Source organism: Draconibacterium mangrovi (assembly GCF_010586825.1).
GTDB lineage: Bacteria > Bacteroidota > Bacteroidia > Bacteroidales > Prolixibacteraceae > Draconibacterium > Draconibacterium mangrovi.
This window is the reverse complement of record NZ_JAAAGB010000008.1, coordinates 168,350-190,934: the sequence shown is the minus strand read 5'-3', so window position 1 is coordinate 190,934 and position 22,585 is coordinate 168,350. Positions and strand designations below refer to the sequence as shown.

Annotated in this window: 11 protein-coding genes and 1 pseudogene; 11 read left to right on the top strand and 1 reads right to left on the bottom strand. The window is 40.2% G+C overall.

The annotated features are described in order from the left end of the window. Nucleotides 1-871 precede the first annotated feature (871 nt). The 9 genes from lacZ4 to G4420_RS18375 all read left to right on the top strand — a co-directional run bounded on the left by lacZ4 (nucleotide 872) and on the right by G4420_RS18375 (nucleotide 15,961). A complete protein-coding gene (lacZ4, locus tag G4420_RS18415; protein WP_163325411.1) occupies nucleotides 872-2,899 on the top strand; it encodes a beta-glucuronidase LacZ4 in 2,028 nt (675 codons plus the stop codon). Nucleotides 2,900-2,922: 23 nt separating this feature from the next. After that, nucleotides 2,923-4,110, top strand: coding sequence for a glycoside hydrolase family 88 protein (locus G4420_RS18410; RefSeq protein WP_163325410.1), 1,188 nt, complete (start codon nucleotides 2,923-2,925; stop codon nucleotides 4,108-4,110). A gap of 33 nt (nucleotides 4,111-4,143) precedes the next feature. Beyond that, nucleotides 4,144-5,694 (top strand): sulfatase family protein, encoded by a 1,551-nt coding sequence (locus G4420_RS18405; protein ID WP_163325409.1) that lies wholly within the window; start codon nucleotides 4,144-4,146, stop codon nucleotides 5,692-5,694. 19 nt (nucleotides 5,695-5,713) lie between these two features. Continuing rightward, nucleotides 5,714-7,264: a beta-N-acetylhexosaminidase gene (locus G4420_RS18400; protein WP_163325408.1), complete on the top strand. Its 1,551-nt coding sequence runs from the start codon at nucleotides 5,714-5,716 to the stop codon at nucleotides 7,262-7,264. Nucleotides 7,265-7,480: 216 nt separating this feature from the next. Beyond that, a complete protein-coding gene (locus tag G4420_RS18395) occupies nucleotides 7,481-9,853 on the top strand; it encodes a glycoside hydrolase family 95 protein (protein WP_163325407.1) in 2,373 nt (790 codons plus the stop codon). A gap of 190 nt (nucleotides 9,854-10,043) precedes the next feature. After that, nucleotides 10,044-11,945, top strand: a complete 1,902-nt coding sequence (locus tag G4420_RS18390) for an alpha-L-fucosidase (RefSeq protein ID WP_163325406.1) — start codon at nucleotides 10,044-10,046, stop codon at nucleotides 11,943-11,945. Nucleotides 11,946-12,075: 130 nt separating this feature from the next. After that, complete coding sequence (locus G4420_RS18385) at nucleotides 12,076-12,984, top strand: endonuclease/exonuclease/phosphatase family protein (protein ID WP_163325405.1); 909 nt, start codon at nucleotides 12,076-12,078, stop codon at nucleotides 12,982-12,984. A gap of 7 nt (nucleotides 12,985-12,991) precedes the next feature. Further along, on the top strand, nucleotides 12,992-14,533 hold the full coding sequence (locus G4420_RS18380; protein ID WP_163325404.1) for a sulfatase: 1,542 nt from the start codon (nucleotides 12,992-12,994) through the stop codon (nucleotides 14,531-14,533). A 33-nt stretch (nucleotides 14,534-14,566) separates the two neighbouring features. After that, on the top strand, nucleotides 14,567-15,961 hold the full coding sequence (locus G4420_RS18375) for an alpha-L-fucosidase (RefSeq protein WP_163325403.1): 1,395 nt from the start codon (nucleotides 14,567-14,569) through the stop codon (nucleotides 15,959-15,961). Nucleotides 15,962-16,499: 538 nt separating this feature from the next. Here the strand turns inward: G4420_RS18375 and G4420_RS18370 are convergent. Then, nucleotides 16,500-16,702, bottom strand: a pseudogene (locus G4420_RS18370) (DDE-type integrase/transposase/recombinase); the annotation flags it as partial. A 730-nt stretch (nucleotides 16,703-17,432) separates the two neighbouring features. Here G4420_RS18370 and G4420_RS18365 point away from each other — a divergent pair. Together G4420_RS18365 and G4420_RS18360 are read left to right on the top strand one after the other, a co-directional pair. Then, nucleotides 17,433-20,633 carry a SusC/RagA family TonB-linked outer membrane protein gene (locus G4420_RS18365; RefSeq protein WP_163325401.1) on the top strand — a complete coding sequence of 1,067 codons (3,201 nt, stop codon included), beginning with the start codon at nucleotides 17,433-17,435 and terminating at the stop codon, nucleotides 20,631-20,633. Between the two features lie 13 nt (nucleotides 20,634-20,646). Continuing rightward, the gene (locus tag G4420_RS18360; protein WP_163325400.1) at nucleotides 20,647-22,581 is read left to right on the top strand and encodes a RagB/SusD family nutrient uptake outer membrane protein; all 1,935 of its coding nucleotides are present in this window, start codon (nucleotides 20,647-20,649) and stop codon (nucleotides 22,579-22,581) included. Nucleotides 22,582-22,585: the final 4 nt, after the last annotated feature.

Below are 22,585 nucleotides of genomic sequence, written 5' to 3'. Positions count from 1 at the left end.
TTGAAAAGTTTAATCTAAAGAATTCCCAGACGCTTTGCCATGGGGTTTCGCTTTTTCTCCCCGGGCGAAGGAAGATGTCAGGCTTTATTGAGGAACGATGATTTTATTTAGGGAGAGGTAAAAAAGTAAAACAAAATATTTATTGGTAAATATTTAAAACTAGAATTGTCCATAGAGTTTTTGGTAGCCCTATTTTACGCATCAGTTTTAGTTTAGTTTAACCGGTTAGCTTTGTATAGTTAGCCGGTTTTTTCACTATTATTTCGATATTTCAATTGTTTTTACGGGTAAGCCTTAAGCGAAACTTTGAAATTGCAATTGCTTGTCCTGGATTATTCAGGAGTTAATGGCGATTGAGGAATAAAAGGCTCAATTTGAATTCACATCGTTATTACTTCACTGCAGTCAGGTTTTATTGTAGCTACTTTCGTTCTATAAATTTCTTTTTTTTGGACCGTAGACCGGAGTTCGGAAAACATTGTAGAATCTTTTTCTTCCGTTCTCAGACTTCAGACTTCTGTCTAATGTACTATATCATCGAATTTCATTCTAGACATAAACTTATGTATTCCAATGTATAATAGCTTAGTAACTGTTAAGGCCTTTTCACTGCCGAAACAAACTTTTCAGAGAATATCGGTTTTGAAGCTATTTTCATACATGTTGCACCCATGCGTCAAATGTGCAAGTTCGGCACCAATATGAAAGAACTTGCAACACAACTGCAAGATATTTTCAGCAACAAGGTGTAAGCTTGTAGTGTGAAAATGGCTAAAGATTAGTTGAGTATAAGGAACTAATTAAACGTCTAACATTTTCGCACGGTTTATGAATTATAACGTAGCATGAAAAGCTACTTGTTGATTTTAAAATGAAACGAACAATAGTATTTCTAACCATCTTTTTCGTTGGCATAATTAGCATTTACAGCCGCGAGGTGGTGTCGCTAAACCAAAACTGGGACTTTGCCTTCGGCTACGAAGTAAAAAAGGAAGTGTGGGAATCTGTTAATGTACCGCATACTTGGAATGATAAGGATGCGCTAAATGGCAATCCCGACTATTTTAGAGGCGAAGGTATTTATCGAAAAATTATTGATATTCCGAAAGATTGGGAAGCGGAGCGCCTGTTTTTACAATTTGAGGGTGTAAATACGGTTGCCAATGTTTTTATAAACGGTAAACACGTTGGCGAGCATCGCGGTGGTTATACTGCATTTAATTTTGAAATTACCGATGTCGTTAAATACGGACAGGAAAACGAAATTAGAGTACGTGTAAGTAATGCGCTTTTTCTTGACGTAATGCCTCTGTTGGGCGATTTTAATTTCTATGGCGGAATTTACCGTAATGTTTCAATATTAAGAACGTCACGTACGTGCGTTTCTCCTTTAGATTATGCATCTTCCGGAGTTTATTTAACGCCTTTACAGGTAACTGAAGATAGTGCTGAATTCGAATCTGAAATTCGGATTAATTCAGCAAGTGGAGGTGAGTTTGATCTGGAAATGAGAATCTTGGATAATAATCGACTGGTGGTAAGCAAAACAAAAAATGTTTCATTGAACCATTCGGGACAAGCAGTAGTTAAACTACCATTTCAGATCAAAAATCCACATCTCTGGGATGGGGTTAACGATCCGTTTATGTATACTGCAGTAGTTCTGCTAAAAGAAAACAACCAGCTCATTGATTCGGTAAAGCAGTCGCTGGGAATACGCTATTTTTCTGTTGACCCGGAACAAGGAGTTTTCTTAAACGGAAAACATATTCAACTGAGGGGCGTTTGTCGTCACCAGGACCGAAGTGAAATTGGCAATGCGCTTTTGCCACAACACCACAACGAGGATTTAGCATTGATTCTGGAAATGGGGGCAAATGCCATTCGTCTGGCGCATTATCCTAATGATCAGTATTTCTATAATTTACTCGACGAAGCCGGACTTGTAACTTGGTCGGAAATTCCTTTTGTTGGTCCGGGCGGATACCGAAATAAAGGTTTTGTTGATCAAACTTCATTTCGCGAAAACGGTAAACTGCAACTCACCGAAATGATTAAACAAAATTATAATCATCCTGGAATATTGTTTTGGGGGCTATTTAACGAATTAAAAGAAGATGGCGACAACCCTGCTTCGTACCTGGCTGAATTGCAGGCATTGGCTCATCAACTCGATCCGTCGCGTATAACATCTGCTGCAAGTAATATTAACGGAGAAATTAACCATATTACTGACCTAATTGCCTGGAATCGTTATTACGGATGGTATGGTGGCAAACCCGAAGAAATTGGCAACTGGGCCGATCGGGTGCATAAAAATTTCCCAGGCCGATGTATCGGAATTAGTGAATATGGGGCAGGAGCAAGTATTTCCCAGCACGAGAATGAATTAAAAAAACCGGTTGCAACAAGCAAGTGGCATCCCGAAGCATGGCAGGCTTACTATCATGAAGAAAACTGGAAAGCCATTGACAGCAGACCGTATCTATGGGGCACTTACATTTGGAACATGTTTGACTTTGGCGCTGCCCACCGAACCGAAGGTGACTCAGACGGGCGGAATGATAAAGGATTAATAAGTTTCGACAGAAAAGTAAAAAAAGATGCTTTTTGGTTTTACAAAGCCAACTGGAATACAAAAGAACCAACACTATACATTACAAACCGTCGGTTTACAGAACGGGAAACAAATGTTACAGACATTAAAGTTTATTCCAGTTTTAATGAAGTTGAGCTTTTTATCAATGGAAAATCTCAGGGAGTTCAACAAGGTAATTATGCCACATTTATTTGGGAGAAACGGCAGTTGCAAAACGGCGAAAATAAAATTGAAGTAAAAGCAGGTAAAGGTAAAAAACGCAAAACAGATGTTTGCATCTGGAAGGTAATAAATGAATAATGATTATAAAAATAAATACAAATATGAAAAATCTCACTTGGGGAGCATTGTTGTTTTTAATGGTTAGTTGCGGAGTGAATACCCGCCAGCCTGAGCTTAAAACCGATGATTTGTTAAACTTGGTTGAAGAACAATTATCCTATCAGCTCCATCTTTCCGATTCGCTGCGAACAGCAACTTTTGTTTCGCCACGATCGGTGGAAAACGAGAAAATTAAAATGAGTCGATTGGTGGAATGGACAAGTGGTTTTTTCCCCGGAGAACTTTGGCAAATGTATGAGTATACAAAAAATGACAAATGGAAAATTGCCGCTAAAGAATATACCTCGAAGTTAGAACCAATGCAATATAATACACGTACGCATGATTTAGGTTTTATGATGTATTGCAGCTATGGAAAAGGCTATGAGATTAAGCAAAACGAAGCGTATCAAAACATTCTTTTACAATCAGCCAATTCATTAATTAGCCGGTTTGACTCAACTGTGGGATGTATCCGGTCATGGGATCATGGCAAGGACAAATGGGAATTCCCGGTAATTATTGATAACATGATGAACCTGGAGTTGCTTTATTGGGCCAGCGAGGTTAGTGGCGACAGCAAGTATAAAGACATTGCCAATAAACATGCTCTTACAACCCTAACAAACCATTTCAGGGAAGATAACAGTTGTTACCATGTTATAGACTACGATCCGAAAACAGGAAAGGTGAGAAACAAAACTACAGCACAAGGGTATTCTGATGAATCGGCATGGGCACGCGGACAGGCCTGGGCATTGTATGGCTATACCATGTGTTACCGTAAAACCGGTATTCCGGCCTATTTAAAACAGGCACAAAATGTTGCTGAATATATTATGAATCATAACAATCAGGCAGATGACCTGATTCCTTACTGGGATTATGATGTGCCGGAAAAAACAGGTGAGCCACGCGATGCATCGGCTGCTGCTATAACAGCTTCCGCATTAATCGAACTACAGACGCTTACCAATAATTACACTTACGTGGAATATGCCAGGGAGCTGCTTACTTCACTTGCTTCTTCGCAATACATGGCTAAACCCGGAACGAATTGGGGTTTTGTTTTAAAACATTCTACAGGCTCGGTACCACACAATAGCGAAATAGATGAACCTCTGGTTTATGCCGATTATTATTTTATTGAAGCACTTTTAAGATTAAAGAATATTGATAATAACAATTAGAAATAACTTTCTATCGAATAAACGAACTAACTAATGAAATTTAAAATCAAAAATAGCTGGATTATTGTCTGTTACACGGTAGGCATTCTTCTTTGCGGATGCAGTAATCCCGAACCGGCTAAGCCAAATTTGGTTTACATTTTTCCCGATCAGTTTCGTAAGCAGGCAATGGGCTTTTGGGAGAAGCCTGGATACGAAAATGCAATCCGTACTATTGGAGACCCGGTAGAAACGCCGGAACTGGATCGTTTTGCCAATGAAGCGGTAGTTTTAACAAATATGGTTAGCAATGCTCCAATTTGTAGCCCTCACCGCGGAAGTTTATTAACAGGAATGTTTCCCGGGGCGAGTGGCGTGCCTTTAAATTGTAATTCAAACCGTCCGGTAAGTTCGCTTCGCAAGGATGCCGTATGTTTTAGCGATGTGTTAGATCAGCAGGGGTATAATACTGCGTATTTTGGCAAATGGCATTTAGATTATCCGAAACCAAATGATCCGATAAATCCGGGAAATTATGTCGATCCACGTACTCCTGCCTGGGATGCATATACTCCCGAAGAAGACCGTCATGGCTTTCAGCATTGGTACTCATACGGCACCTGGGATGTTCACAAAGATCCACATTATTATAATAATCAGGGGCAACGAACTGAACCGAAAGAATGGTCGCCAAAACACGAAGCCAACCAGGTAATAGCGTATCTGAAAAATGAGAAAGGACAGCGCGATCCGGAAAAGCCTTTTGCTGTTTTTGTATCAATGAACCCGCCGCACAATCCATACAACTCGTTAAATGACTGCGAAGAAAAAGATTACAACTTATACAAAGATAAACTCACAAAAGAGCTATTGGTTCGACCAAATGCCGATCTTGAAATGGATAAAGCCAGAAAAGCTGCCTTTTACTTTGCTAATGTTACCGGAGTATCGCGCGAATTCGGCAGAATAATAGATCAGCTGAAAAACATGGGAGAATACGAAAATACGGTTATTGTATTTACTTCCGATCATGGTGAAACAATGTGCAGCCATGGAATTAACGATCCTAAAAATAATATTTACACCGAGGCATTTGATGTGCCGTTTTTAATTCGTTATCCGGGACTTAAAGCTCACCGCCTGGATGACCTGATTATGGGATCGCCGGATATTATGCCTACACTTTTAGGAGTTATGGGACTGCAAGACTTTATTCCAACCGAGGTTCAGGGAACGAATTATACCCGGGTACTTAAAGGAGAATCCGATAAAAACCGTCCAAAATCGGCATTATACATTAGAAATATAGATGGACAAAAGGACTCATCAGGCAAAGTAATCGATTATTTCCCGGTGGCACGTGGTGTAAAAACACATAGTTACACCATTGAATTGCAAATTGATTCGAACCAAAAGCTGGTCGGTACAAAGTTCTTTAACGACATTGATGATCCATACCAGATGAATAATTTGCCGGTAAAATCTGATGATCCGGTGGTAATTGGATTACTGAAAGAAATGGTATATTGGTTAAAAAAATCTGATGATCCATGGTATCAACAAAAAATATTGTCGGACTGGATAGACTACAAAACCGATCTCTGAAAATTAAAATCCTGAAAAGATGAACTTAAAACTAAACTTTTTCAGTATGATGCTTGCAATCATACTGCTCTCCGTATGTGATGCTAGTGCCGAAAAATATCAATTAATTCCGGCTCCTGCATATCAAATCCAAACAGGAAGTTCTCTATCTCTGGAAAATGGAGTTAAGATAATTTCAAACGACAAGCGCCTTGATTCTGTTGTCGATTTGTTTGCTGATAAAATAAGCGAAGAGGATCTAAGACTGGAAGAAAGCGGAATTCCGATTCATTTTGTATTGTATAAAAATTACCAGGAAAACGATGAGTCGTACAGCGTAAAAATCGAAAAGGAAGCCATATACATATCAGCAAATTCGGAAAAAGGAATTTTGTATGGTGCGGTAAGTATCCTGCAATTAATGCATAACAGTACGCAAATTTCAACAGGCGAGATTATGGATGAACCTCGTTTTTCGTATCGGGGATTTATGCTTGATGAGTCGCGTCATTTTTTTGGCATGGAAAAAGTAAAACAGCTATTGGATGTGATGATGTATTTAAAATTGAACCACTTCGCATGGCATTTAACCGACGAACCCGCCTGGCGCCTGGCAATTCGTTCGTACCCCCAATTAACTACAATTGGAGCGCGCGGAAGTCATTCCAACGCTGATGCCCCCGCACGTTTTTATACCCAAAAAGAGATAAAAGAGATTGTAGCCTATGCTGCAAAACGTGGTATAACTGTTATTCCTGAAATTGATATGCCTGGCCATGCAACGGCTGCCAATAGGGCTTATCCCGAATACAGTGGTGGCGGAAGTAAAAAACATCCAGATTTTACATTCAACCCGGGGAAACAGGAAACTTATACATATTTAACAAATATTTTGGCTGAAGTAGCCGGGTTATTTCCCGCGTCTGTTATTCATTTGGGGGGCGATGAGGTACATTATGGGAACGAGGAATGGCAGAAGCTTGAGGAGGTACAAACTTTAATGAAGGACAAGAATTTAGCCGATTTGAAAGAAGTTGAAAGTTATTTTGTCCGAAGAATGGCCGATAGTATTCAGGGATTGGGTAAAGTAGTGGGAGCCTGGGACGAAACGGTTGATGGCGATCTGGATGCATCAAATACCTTGATTTATTGGTGGCGACACAATTTGCCGGAGCAACTGGAGCGAAGTTTAGCAGAGGGTTTTCCTACTGTTTTATGCCCGCGTCGTCCGCTTTATTTCGATTTTGTACAAGACAGCACCGACAAGGTTGGGCGCAGATGGAACGGCTACAATCCGTATGAAGATGTCTATCATTTTCCGGATAGTTTAGCGCAGTTTAATGCCCAGCAGAGTGATTTAATTAGAGGGGTTCAAGCCAATCTGTGGACCGAAACGGTACAAAGCGCTGAACGGTTTGATTATATGGTTTATACCCGGCTGGCAGCAATGGCCGAATCCGCCTGGACTTCTCCTGAAACAAAGGATATTACATCGTTTAACCTTCGTTTAAAGGAACTTTTTAACTACTACGATCGGCTTTCCATCTATTACTATAATCCGTTTTATAAACAAAAAGAGCCAGTGAAGTAGGACACGTTAACCAATTGTTTTTCAGCTAAAGTGAAACACTGAAATTAGGATAGCTTGTCTTGAAATTTTTCGGGAGTTAACGTCGACTAAAAAGAGAATTGTCTGAAGTAAGGTTCATTGCGATTTCTCATTGGTATTAAGTAAAACAGCTAACCCTTGGTATGAACCAAAAATTGTAAATTACGAATACTAACAGATTAAAACCAATTGTAAAAAATGTTTCGATATTTATTTTTATTTATGTGCGTACTGGTTATGCATACAGGGTGTACTAAAAAGGAGCCAGTTAGAGATAAATTGTGGTATGGCGAACCCGCTAATGATTGGTATGAAGCTTTACCAATAGGAAATGGCCGAATTGGGGGAATGGTTCATGGAAATATAAACCATGAACACTTGCAAATAAATGAAGAAAGCCTATGGGCAGGTTGCCCGGAACAACCGTATCCGGAAAATGTGAAAGAGCATTATCATACTTTTCAACAGCTTAATCTGGAACGTAAGTTTGATGAAGCCTATCGGTATGCAGTAGAACATTTATCTACCACACCAACGTGCTTTCGTTCATATGAGCCCTTTGGCAATTTACTTATTGGTTTTGATCACCCCGATGCCTCAGATTATCGCCGGGAACTGGATTTAAGCACAGGAATTGCTTCTGTTATTTACGAAATTGAAGGTAAGCGTTTTAGACGAGAATCATTCGTTTCGTTTTCCGATGATGTATTGGTTTATCGATTTGACAGCCTTGACGATGAGCCAGTGGATGTAAATTTTTCATTTAAGCGGGATAAGGATGCCGTTACAACGGTTCTATCCAATGGTTTGAAAATAGATGGTCAGATAGTTGACGACCCAAATGGGTATGATGACAATCCCGGAGGTTCAGGAATAGGCGGCCCACACATGAAATTTTCCGGTCTTGTAAAAGTATTTGATACAAATGGAAGTTTTCAACAAAATGACACTTCGCTGATTTTGAATAAAACTACCTCTTTTACACTTTTAATGGGAGTGGCAACAAATTATAATTTCGAACAGTTTAATTTTGATGAGAGCATTAACAGTTTTAAAGAAGCTGAAATATCGGTTGAACAAGCTCATAAATCGGACTATAAAAAATTAAAAGCTGCCCATGTAAAAAAACACCAGGAAATGTATAATAGGGTAGACCTTAAAATTGCCAATATACAGACGGATACCGTACCTACCGATATTCGAATAAAGAGGCTAAGAGAAGGTGTTGATGATCCTTTCCTGACGCAAGTACTTTTTCAATATGGCCGTTACTTGTTAATGACAAGCTCGGGTGGGAAAGCTGTTTTGCCAGCTAATCTTCAGGGAATCTGGAATAAGGATATGTGGGCTGCATGGGAGTCAGATTACCATATGAACATTAATCTGCAAATGAATTATTGGCCGGCCGATGTGTGTAACCTATCCGAAACAGTTCATCCTTTATCTGAATATCTGGAGCGCTTAACAAACAGGGGATATGAAACCGCTCATAAATATATTGGTTCTGAAGGATGGATGCTTCATGCCACAAGTAATATTTTTGGACGTACAACACCGTCAGGTTCAAATACTTTTTATCAGGTGAGTGTAGGTTACAGTTTCCCATTGGCCGGTGCCTGGATGACACAAACGCTTTGGCAGCACTACCTGTTTACTCAGGATAAAAGCTATTTGAATGACACTTTATACCCCATATTAAAAGGATCTGCACGTTTTATAATGGATTTTCTTCAGGAAGATACAAATGGAATGTTGGTGACAGCTCCTTCCTATTCTCCAGAAAATGAATACATTGATCCGGCAACTGGTAAAGCTTTAGCAAATACAGTTGCTTCCAGTATTGATATCCAGATCATTCGGGATGTTTTAGAGAGTTGTATTGTAGCAGAACAACTTTTAGGTAAAAAGGAACTTACCGATGAAATCAATTCTGTGATCAGCAGATTACCTCGCATTCAGGTAGGTGCAAATGGTACAATAATGGAATGGATTGAAGATTACGAAGAAGCTAGCCCCGGACACCGGCATATTTCGCATTTGTATGGATTATTTCCTTCATCACAAATAAATCCTTCAACACCTGAACTTTACGAAGCAGCCCGAAAAACCCTGGAGCGAAGATTATCATATGGTGGTGGGCAGACAGGCTGGAGCAGAGCATGGATGGTTAATTTTTATGCCCGTTTAATGGATGGGAATGAGTGTTATAATCATATTAATGAATTACTTAAAAACCAAATGGCGAATAACTTATTTGATTTGCATCCACCAAATATTTTTCAGATAGATGGGAACCTGGGAGTTACTGCTGGAATCGCCGAAATGTTAGTGCAATCGCATGAACCTGGTATTATTCGTTTGCTACCGGCTTTACCTGAACTATGGAAGAAAGGATCGGTAAAAGGCTTGAAGGCCAGAGGCAATTATGAACTTGACCTGGAATGGGACAATGAAGTGTTAACCAAAATCGTTTTAAAAGCCCATAGTGGCGGCAAAGTTAATTTGATATATCAATCCAAAAAGATAGAGGTGATACTAAATAAAGGGGAGAGTAAAGAGTTGCTTTTATAAAAAAGGCCATACATAATCCGAATCAGAAAATTAAAACCCGCATAAACGCCAACGATATAAAAAACTGGTTCCAAAGCACCTCAAAAAGGCATGTTCCCTTGTCAATTAACTTATTAATGTGGGAAGATGGAAGCGTATCGCAGGAATCACTAAAGAGGATAAAAGAACTCAAAAACTAAAATAGAACAGGATGAACTTAAGTCTAAAGAAGATAAGTGTTGTTTTTTTGCTGACCTTGTTTTGTGGGCATCTCGCCTATGCCCAGTGGTCAGTTAGAGGAGAAACAACCGATAAAAAAGCCCGATGGAATCATATTCAAATGTTTTCTGTTGAGGAATGGGATGCCAGTAATTTTGCTACCGACGAGGAAATGCAATGGTTCAACGATGCACGTTACGGTATGTTCATTCATTTCGGATTATCGACCTATATTGGCCGGGACCTCAGCTGGGGCATGTGTTACACCCGCAAAGCACCGGATAAAGGCCATGGCCCGATTGCCGATTCGGTGTGGGTGAAATACCCGGAACAGTTTGTTTTCGAAGACTTTGACGCCAAAGAATGGGTGGATATCGCCAAACGTGCCGGCATGAAATACATTGTAACTATTGCCAAGCACCACGATGGTTTTCATATGTGGGATACCCAATATTCCGATTTTAAAGTTACCAACTCGCCGTTTGGGCGCGATTATTTAAAAGAGATTGCAGATGCCTGTCATGAAGCGGGAATGAAGTTTGGAATTTACTATTCGCAGCGCGACTGGTACCATCCCGACTATGCGCCTGTTGACACCGCTTTGATCGATCAGGTTAAAGAAGCTCCGTACTTCAGTGCCAAACCAGGAGTGAAAGAGGTGAAACCGGGAGCAAGCCATCAAAAATACATAGATTACCAGTTTAATGTAGTACGAGAGCTTTGTACGAACTATGGCAAAGTCGATATTTTCTGGTTTGATGCTTGCTGGTGGGGAGGCATGTTCACGGCTGATATGTGGGAGTCGGAAAAACTTACACGAATGATCCGCGAACTTCAGCCGGGAATCATCATCAATAACCGTGCTTCTCTTCCCGGAGACTTTGATACTCCGGAGCAAAAAATCGGGATGTACCAGTTCCGCCCCTGGGAAAGTTGTGTAACACTTTGTGGCACATGGTCGTGGTCGGATACGCCTGTAAAATCGAAAAAAGAAATAGTGGAAATGCTGACAGCTACGGCTTGCGGTAACGGAAACATGCTGCTTAGCTGGGGGCCGAAATGGGAAGGCGAATACGATCCGTTTCAGGTAAATCGTTTGGAAGAAGTGGGTGATTGGCTGAAACAATACGGACAAACCATTTATCAGACTCAAGGCGGGCCCTGGTATCCAGAGAAGTGGGGTGGTAGCGCCTATCGCGGAAACACGGCCTTCGTTCACATTACCGGAGAAGTAGGAGATACGCTTTCACTGCCTGCAATTGATAATGAAATTGTGACTGCAAAAGTTCTCACCGGAGGACAGGTTACCTACAGCCAAAACGGAAAGCAGGCGTTTATTAACCTTGAAAAGGTAAACAGGAATGTGGAGTCAGTTATCGTAGAACTTTCATTCAAATATGAAATAGATGGAATGGTGGCCGAAAAGCGTTCGAAATCTAGGTTCGATGACCCGATGTTTGGAAAACAGCTCACCAAAGATTTAAAGCTGGAATTGAGTTCACAATCGTCTCTCGATAACCCGGAACATCACGAACTGCTTTTTAAAAATACTTTGTTTAACAGTCCCTTCGCATTTCATACCGAGGCTGAAGAAGAACCGTATGCGATTATCGATTTACGTAAAATGTATTCGGTAACAGGCATTGATTTGTATAACGAAAAACATTACAACGGAAATCCGGGCACATTTGGAGTACTGGTTTCAAAGGATGGAACCAATTGGCAATCAATTGAAAAACATGAAGGGGTATTTGCGCGTTGGGAAGTTACGGTGGCACAGTTCAATGCCGGAATCCAGTTGCCGGGAGTGGAAACCAGGTATGTGAAAATTATGCTGGATGCTGATAATGAAGATGCAATTCATTTAAAAAGACTACATGTTTACGTACTGTAAAAATCTCTTCATTAATAGGGCCAAGTGTTGAATCGTTTGCTTTTATAAGGATACATTTCGTAGAATGAGCGATTTAATAATTTCATTTTTCCCGGATTTCTCATAATCTTACATAAAAAACAGATAAGTAATGGTCAAACGAATTGTAATTTTATTGATGGTATTGGTATTTCCTCTGTTCGTGTTTTCTCAGAACCATGAAAAGAATTTGAAAGTGATGAGCTACAATATCTGGAACGGATTTGATTGGGGAAAAGACATTGCGCGAAGGGAAAAGTGGCGGAATTGGGTAAATAAAGAAAAGCCTGATGTAGTGGCATTGCAGGAATTGTGTGAATACACACCCGAAAAACTTTCGGAAGATGCAAAATCATGGGGACATGATTATTCGGTATTGCTAAAGAAAACCGGCTACTCTGTTGGTTTGACTTCGAAATATCCCATAGAAATAAAAGAGAAAATCATCAAAGGTATGCATCACGGGTCTTTGCATTGTAAAATTAATGGTATCGATTTTTTGGTGTTACACCTTAGCCCGAAAAGCATAAAACGCCGGCGTGAAGAAACAAAGATCCTGCTTTCGAAACTGGAACAAATGAGGGCTGAAAATCCCGAATATATCGTTTTGGGCGATTTTAATGCCCATTCGCCTTTTGATGCCGATCTGTATGAGGCAAATGGCGAACTCCTTACCACACTCCGGGAAACTGAAAAAGGAAAAGGCCCGGATGGTAACCTCGATAATAACGACCTGGATTATTCGGTTATTTCAGATTTTCTTTCGTTTCCGCTGTATGATGTAACCCGAAAATTTGCAAGCGGGATGATGGAACGCGGAAGTTTTCCGGCGCGTGCTTTGGGGCCTGTAAACAATGAAACCGTCGATCAAGTGCTTTCGCGTATGGAACGGATTGACTATATCCTTGTTTCTCCCCAGCTTGAAACACAATGTGTAAGTGCAAAAGTGTGTAACGGGGAAGAAAACTGGTATTTATCAGACCATTACCCTGTTATTACAGAATTTAAAAATAGGGAATGAAAATCAAATGAAATATAAAGTAATTACACTATTCACGCTTGGCTTTATCTTTTTTGCTTGTGCACAAAAAGTTAATAAAGAGCCAGGCAACACCAAACCTAATATTATCCTTTTTTTTGTAGATGATATGGGCTGGCAGGACACATCTGTCCCTTTCTGGAAAGAAAAAACAGCGTTTAACAAAAGGTATCATACTCCCGGTATGGAGCGGCTGGCCTCCGAAGGGATGATGTTTACCCAGGCTTATGCCAGTTCGGTTTGTTCACCTACACGTGTAAGTCTGATGTGCGGAATGAATGCTGCCCGGCACAGGGTTACCAACTGGACACTACACCGTAATGCTTCGGTAGATGGAAAACATGAAGTACTTGAATACCCTGATTGGAATGTAAATGGTGTTCAGCCGGTGGATAGCATTGAACGATCGGCTTATGCAACCATGCTGCCACAAATTCTGAAAGACAACGGTTACTTCACGATCCATTGCGGGAAAGCTCATTTTGGAGCAATGAACACCCCCGCAGCCAATCCAGAGAACTGTGGTTTTGATATAAATATTGCAGGACATGCTGCAGGTGGTCTGGGAAGTTACCTGGGCGAGCAAAATTTTGGAAACAAGGAAAAGGGTGGACATACTTTGCCATGGGGTGTTCCGGGTTTGGAGAAATACCATGGAGATTCAATTTTTATTACCGAAGCATTGACACTCGAAGCAAAAGGTGCTATGGAAAAGGCTTTATCGCTTAACAGTCCTTTTTATCTATACATGTCGCACTATGCTGTTCATATTCCTTTGAATGCTGATCGCCGTTTTTACCAAAAATACATCGATGCAGGCTTACCCGAACCGGAAGGCAAATATGCGTCGATGATTGAAGCCATGGACAAAAGTCTGGTAGATTTAATGGACTACCTCGATGAAAAGGGCATTGCGGACAATACAATCGTTTTGTTTATGTCAGATAATGGTGGGTTTAGCCACCGGCCAAGGGCAGGTGAACTGCACACACATAACAGCCCGCTAAACAGCGGCAAAGGATCGGCTTATGAAGGCGGAATACGGGAACCGATGATTGTTAAATGGCCGGGAAAAGTGGCGCCCGCAACAAAAAATAATTCGCTGGTAATTATCGAAGATTTTTTCCCCAGCATTATTGAAATGGCAGGCATAATGAACTATAAAACCGTTCAACACGTTGATGGAAAAAGTTTTGTCCCTATGTTGGTAAACCCGGATAAAGAGACAGAAGCACGCGATTTGTTTTGGCATTTCCCAAATAACTGGGGGCCAACCGGACCCGGAATTGGGGCTACCAGCACCATACGTAGTGGCGACTTTAAATTAATTTATTATTACCACGACCAGCATTTCGAATTATTCAATTTAAAAGAGGACATCGGTGAACATAAAAACCTGGCCGAAAAGTATCCTGAGCAGGTAAAACAACTTGCCCTAAAGTTGGGAGAATACCTGAGAAGTGTGGATGCACAACGCCCCAAATATAAAACAACTGGACAAGTTGCGCCGTGGCCGAATAACGCACTTTAAGCTTAATTTAAACTAAAAATCTAAAAATTGCCAATGAAGAAGACGCCATTAATGATACTGTTCCTGCTTACTATACTTGTAGTTGCTGTTGCCCAGGACATCAAGAAGTTGCCAATTCCAACACCGGCACAGTTAACATGGCAGAATGCCGAACTGGTTGCCGTATTTCACTACGATTTACATGTGTTTGACGGAAAACAATACGCACAGCACGAAAACCGTATCACTCCTGTACCGGATTATAATATTTTTAATCCCCAAACTCTTGATACCGACCAGTGGGTAAAAGCGGCTAAAGCTGCAGGGTGCAAAATCGCTATTCTTACAGCTACACACGAAACCGGTTTTGCATTATATCAGAGCGATGTTAATCCATATTGTCTGAGAGCAGTAAAATGGAGAGACGGCAAGGGAGATATTGTGAAAGATTTTGTTGAATCCTGCCGAAAATACGATGTTCTGCCGGGAATTTATATTGGAATTCGCTGGAATGCATTTTTAGGGATTCACGATTTTTCGGTGAGCGGCGAAGGAGCTTTTGCCGAAAACAGGCAAAAATACTATAACAGTATGTGTGAAGGTATGACCAACGAACTAATGTCGCGCTATGGCGACCTGGCGATTGTTTGGTTCGATGGTGGCGCCCATGGCCCGGAGAAAGGTGGTCCTGACGTATTGAGTATATTCGAACAACATCAGTCGAACTGCATATTCTACCACAATACGCAACGAGCCGATATCCGTTGGGGAGGAAGCGAAAGCGGAACTGTTCCTTATCCCTCCTGGGGAACCTATTCCTATCCATTCTCACACTCAACCAATCAGGAGGTAATCTTTAAAAATGATTTCCAGCTATTAAAAGTAGGTGATCCAGATGGGCCGTATTACATGCCCGCCATGAGTGATGCGCCCCTTCGGGGTATCAATGGCCGTCACGAGTGGTTTTGGGAACCCGGCGATGATGAACATATTTTCCCGCTCGAAAACCTGGTTGACATGTATTACAATTCGGTGGGGCATAACAGCTCACTTATTCTTGGTCTTACTCCCAATCCCGATGGTTTACTTTCAGAACCAGATGTACAGCGCCTAAAGGAAATGGGTGAGGAGATAAATCGCCGTTTTTCCAATCCGCTGGCAAGTACTTCCGGTAAGGGTACTAAATTCTCACTCAATCTGAAAAAAGGCCAAAAAATTAACCAGGTAGTGCTTGCTGAAAACATTGAGTTTGGAGAACGAGTGAGGGAATTTTTGCTGGAAGGAAAAACGAACAAAGGCTGGCAAACCATTTTTGAAGGCTCCTGCATTGGGCACAAGTTTATTCATCTTTTCGATGATCTGGCAGTGACGGAATTAAGGTTAAAAATTAGCGAATCTAAAGCAGAGCCGCAGATTGCCGCCTTTTCCGCTTTTTACATTGAAAAATGATTTCAAAAAGAATAAGGTCTAAAGTGCTGAAAATGTATCGGTCGAACATCGTGATATTATTATTATCAAAGCTTAAACGATAAAGTAGGAAAAAGTTTCGATTATTCGATTCAAATTTAGTTTGGCTATTTAAGGGAGTGAAAACATGGGGGATTATTATTGAATACGGACTTGAAATATTTATATTAAATTGAAAATAAAAAAGCAACATGCTAATTATTAGATTGTTGCTTTTTTCTTTGGTGCCCAGAACAAGGACACGAATTATTTTGTAATGCGCTAATTGTCAGTGATTTTTCTAGCCAGTTTTCTATTGGTCCCTTTTGGGTAACTCTATAAAAATCTGTTGTTTAATAATTCAAATATCGTTTAAATATATCAAAATTTATTTTTTTATTCAAGCTGTGATTTCAAAAGATAAGTTTTTAAAGTAACTAATCCCAAAAGTTATCTTTATATTTTATCAATAGGTAACTCTGAATAATCGATTCTGTCGCATTAGTTCAGCACGATTCTCAAAATTATATTTTATGATGAATTATGAAGCCAAAGAATAAAATGTTTTAAACGTTGTGGATTTAGAATCAATAATCTGATTCTTTCTAATGATATTTATTATTTCAATTCCGGCCAAAGTTCGCTGGGCAGAATCAAACTCCTTAAATCCTGTAGTAATAGTGATTCTTCGTTTGACATTGCGATGATCCTGTTCCACAAGTTGTTTAAATACTTGCATTGCCTCCAACTCACATTTCGCTTCTTCCATATCTAGTTAGCTTAAAGTGAATCTTAATTTGAAATAAACAGCTTGAAGGATTATTGTTTTGGGATATCGGTGGTGCTTGAATATCTAATTAAAATTGAGTGGTAAAATTAGTATTGTTAGATTTATGTTTGATAAATGCGAAAGAACCGGACGTTGCTTCATGCGTGAAATGTTTGCCTGATGACTTTTGATCAGAATGCCTGGGGCAACGAATCTTATGATTATAATTTATGATATCCTACAGTATATCTGCCCATCATTCCGGTATCTTAAACCAGCTCTGCTTTTTGAACCATAAGTGAGTGATCTTCCAGATGTTATTTTGGGCAAATTGTCATATATACAGAAACAATAAAAAGAGATGTGTCTAAACTGCAAATGCTTTTTGTTCCTCTAAAAAATAGTGTCGGATTTGTAAACTACAAGTGCTTAGCACCACTTAATTTTTCTATTAATCGCATTAGTATTAAATTTTTGTTTGTGCTTTAATTGTCAGATATAGAGGCATATGTGGTTTTTGTGGGATTGGTATTATGCAAAATACTATGCTGTTAATTCAATATTAATTTAAATGTTAACATTCCGGTTTTTACTTAGCGAAATCAAAAAATTAAAACGCCTATGGAATGAATAGAAAGTAAAAATTGAAAAATGATTTTAAAAAATGAAATTGAGTCAAATCTAATAATTGTATTGAAGTAAACTATGAAAAAAACTTTAAAAAGAATTTGTCATTCGACTTGTGTTGGACAAGGTCGCTTTGCAGTAATGCTAATTTTACTATTCGGAGTGATGACAGCATCCGCAGAAAAATTGGCGGGCAGAGAATCGAACCTAGCTGATCAATCTACACAAGTAACCGGAACTGTTGTTGATGAATCTGACAACCCAATTCCCGGAGTAACAGTAGTGGTTAAAGGTACTACTATTGGTACTGTAACTAACGAAGTTGGTGTTTATACACTAACGAATGTCCCAATTGATGCAACCTTGTCGTTTTCTTTTGTAGGAATGAAAGCACAAGAGATTGCAGTTGAAAATCAATCGCAAATAAATGTAAAAATGCAGCTTGACGCCATCGGCCTCGAAGAGGTGGTTGCAGTGGGGTATAGCACGCAGAAAAAGGCTACACTTACCGGTGCCGTGTCTACCGTGAAAGGGGAAGACATGATACGCACAAAAAACGAAAACGTTGTAAACATGCTTACCGGTAAATTATCAGGTGTTCGGGTTGTTCAGAAAAGTAGTGCACCTGGTGCTTACGATACCCGAATCGATATTCGTGGTATGGGCGATCCTTTATTTGTTATAGACGGAATTCCAAGAGACAAAGATTATTTCGCACGTATGAGTTCAGAAGAAATCGAAAGTATTTCTGTACTGAAAGACGGTACTGCCGCGATTTATGGTTTGCGTGCTGCAAATGGAGTTATTCTTGTAACAACAAAGAGTGGTACCGCACAAGGCGGAAAAGTTGATATTACTTTTAATACCAGTAGTTCTATGCAGCAGTTCCTCTATGTTCCTGAAAGTGTTGATGCAATAGATTATATGACTTTGAGGAACGAACAGAACTGGCAGGATTTTGGTAAAAACTACCTCGTTCGTCAAAATCCTATGTTTACAGATGAAGCCTTCGAACCCTACCTGAATGGAACAAAGCAGTCATACAATTGGATGGATCAGGTATTCAGAAATACTACGCCTCAATATGAAAACAACTTGAGTGTAAATGGTGGCAGCGAAAAATTACGGTATTACTTCACCCTGGGTTATTCAAAACAAGAAGGTTCATATAAAAGCGGCGACTATGAATCGGAACGCTGGAACATGCGTACAAATGTTGATGCACAGATTACAGAAAGATTAAAAGCAAGAGTTTCATTGGGTGGAATTATGGTTAATACCACTCAACCTAATAATACAGGCTGGACAACTTACAAACTTACGTGGCTGGTTCGTCCTGATGCCGCTTTCTATGCAAATGATAATCCGTTGTATCCAAACGGAGACACACAATATTTAAATGAAGGGGCTAACATGATCGTTCAAACTGATGCCGATTATGTTGGTTACAATTTGAACAGAGACCGTCGTTTCAACGGTACTTTGACGTTGGAATATGATATTCCCGGAGTGGAAGGTTTATCTGCCAAAGGATCGTATGACTATGCAATGAATATACCGGATTATAAGAATTACAAACGATCTTATACGTTGTTTCGCTACAATCCGGACGACGATACCTATTCTCCAATTCAGAGAAATACTCCTTCTGATGTTACAAGGGGTGTAAATTTCAACTTCAATACCAACATGCAGTTGGGTTTGTTCTATGTAAATTCATTTGGAGATCATAATTTCAACAACTTCCTTATATATGAAGAAAGTTATAGCAGCTGGGATAGCTTTAGTGCTTACCGCGAGTTAATGGTTGAATCGGAATACCTGTTTGCCGGTGAGGATAAAAATCAACGTGCTATCGGCGGTGGTGTCGGCGACAGAGCCAATAAATCGGTGGTTGGCCAGGTAGATTATAATTATGCCGGAAAATATATGCTTGCATTCAAATTCCGATACGATGGTTCTTCTCGTTTCCCTGAAGGCAGCCGTTTTGGATTTTTCCCAACAGTTTCTGCAGCATGGCGTATTAGCGAAGAGAATTTCTTAAAGGATAACGTTGCATTCCTTAGTAATTTCAAACTTAGAGCTTCGTATGGAGAGATGGGTGACGACAGTTCTGCTGGTAATTATCCTCCTACAACAGGCTACAATCTGGATGGTAACGAAAAAGGATGGTTTTACGATGGTACATTAACAGGTGGTGTGTCGGCAGCTAGTATTCCGAATCCTGATTTAACCTGGTACCGAATTAAATCTTATAACCTCGGACTTGATTTTGGTATATTACAAAACAAATTGAATGGTGCAATTGATGTATTTAAACGCGATCGTTCAGGCTTATTGGCAACAAGTGCATCTGTAATTCCTGGTACTGTTGGTGCAAGCTTACCACAGGAAAACCTGAACAGCGATCGTAACTTTGGTTATGAAGTATCGCTCGACTACCAAAACAAGTATAGAGACCTGAATTATTGGGTAAGAGGACAAATCTCAGCCACTAAACATAAAAGAACAGAATGGCTTGAAACTCCCGCCAGCAACTCATACGACAAGTGGAGAAACCGCAGTAGTGACCGTTACACTAATATTTGGTGGGGACAGGAATCAGGTGGTATGTTTACCAATATCGAAGATATCCGCAACTTCGAACTTCCAACCGGGCAGAATGCTTTACCGGGTGACTGGTGGTTGGTTGACTGGAATGAGGATGGTGTAATTAACAACCTTGATGAACATCCAATCGCTTCATATGGACTACCGGTCTTTAACTACGGTATGTCATTTGGAGCTTCCTGGAAAGGTTTCGATATGGCACTGGATTTTCAGGGGGCACACGAGGTTTATGTGCAGTATAGCGAGGTATTAGTGGAAGCTTTGCCTTTTGGAGGACAAAATACATTAACCTGGTTTATGGACAGATGGCATCCTGTTGATCCTACTGCTGATTATTTCAGCCCTGCAACAGAATGGGTACCTGGTTACTATCCGGTAACTGGTCATGATGGCCGAAGAACAGGAACAAATGGTGTACAGGATGCATCTTACTTACGTTTAAAAACTGCAGAAATTGGCTATACCTTACCAGATCGATTGATATCGAAAATAGGTATGAAGAATTTAAGAGTTTACATGAGCGGATATAACCTGTTGACTTTTACCGGTCTCGAAAATGTAGATCCAGAGCGTCCGGGTGCATCCGGTGGTGCTTCAACCAATTATATCGACTTCTACAATTATCCTGTAAACAGAACATTTACAATTGGTGCAAGCGTTAAATTCTAAAAAAATTACAATTATGAAAAAGAAGTTTTTAATATATATAGCTCTTTTAGGAGTTGTTCTATTCTCCTGTCAGGATCTGAGTCTGGAGCCTAAGGGGATGTTAGGAGAACCGGAACTATTTGGTAATGAGTATGGTGTAAAGAAATATTTTGCAGGTCTTTATAACTACCTTCCAATTGAAGATTTCCTTTATTATGGAAGCGACTCGGAACATGCTTATCGTCCTGATAACTTTTGGGAAGCAGGTAAAAAGAGCCAGGGGAATATGAGTGGCGAATTCTTTAATCAATGGTTGGGGGTCGATAACGATGGTTTTGCTTACTGGCCATACGACCGTATCCGCGACGTAAATACGTTTATCGAAAATTTCCCGGCTTATCGCGATAAATATACTGATGTAGATTATAACAAATTAATGGGCGAAGCACATTTCCTGCGTGCATTCTTCTATTTTGGTTTGGCAAAACGTTATGGTGGTGTACCTCTTGTTAAAGAAGTTCAGAACCCGCTAGCTGATGCCGATTCATTGAAAGTATCTCGTGCTACAGAATATGATACCTGGAAATTTATTTATAGCGACCTGACATTTGCAATTGATAACATGACAGACGCCATGGAATCTGGTCGTGCCAATAAATATGCTGCAGCGGCATTGCTTTCACGCACGATGCTTTATGCAGGTTCAAATGCTAAATATTCTCAATACCTTGGTTTTGAAAACGAAGCGGCAACACAGGCTGGTTTGGCAGGTATGAATCCTTCACATGCTAATGAGTTTTTTCAATATTGCGTTGATGCAGGTAAGATTGTAGAACAAGGGCCATATTCTTTATATACTGCAGGTTATCCTGATAAAGCTTCAAATTTTGCAAAGCTATTCTTAGACCCAAATTCTTCTGAAAGTATATTAATTAAAGATTACGACCAGACTGTTCCTCATAATACGCGTTTACGACATAGTTACGATGCATTAATGTGTCCACAGCCTGATATGTCTTCTTTTGTTGGTGCTCAAAGCTATCCTCCGCTGGATTTTATGGAGTTATATGATATGCCGGCATATACTAATCCTGACGGAACTCCGGTTCGTTTTGACAACCGCAGCGACATTCGCAACGGGATGGAGCCACGTATGCTGGGTACCATGTATTTCGATGGCGACGAGCTTCGTGGAAAAACATTTAGCATTCAAAAAGGTATTTACAGAAATTTTGACGGATTGGCAACTGATATTCAAAGAGGAAGTAATGCCGCTCCAATAAACAGCGATGGTAACCGTATTTTAGGCGGACGTGGCTGGACTACAGAAATTGATGGTGTAACATACAATATCACCGGAGCACATGGACACTTTGATGATCAAGGCGCAGAAAACAATTGTTGGGGTGCTGCATTTATTCGCAAATATGTGAATACAAATATGGCTACCAGCGATGTTCGAGAATACCGCAGTGATCAGCATTGGGTAGTATTCCGTTTAGGTGAAGTTTACCTGAACACTGCCGAGGCACTTTACGAACTGGGTAAAAGAAATGAAGCTTTCGATTATATTGAAATGATTCGTGACCGTGCAGGTTGTCAGGAGGTACGTCCTGCAATTGATATGACGATGACTAACATTGGTACCATCAATGAAGCGAATTATCCATATCAAATCGAAAAATCATTGCAATTTATACGCGACGAGCGTGAACGTGAACTTTATGCTGAAAACCATTGGTGGTGGGATCTTCGTCGCTGGAGAACTGCCGATCAGGTATTGAACCAATTCCGTCACAGGGTTCTTAGCTGTTATTATGTTGCGGACGAGGGAAAATACATTTATCTGGATGAAGACAACCGTTGGAACAGAGAATGGACTGCTTCAAAGCAATGTTACTATGAACCAATTCCATGGGGAGAAATTGGTAAGAACGAAAATCTGCTTCCTCAGAATCCACTTTACTAATTAT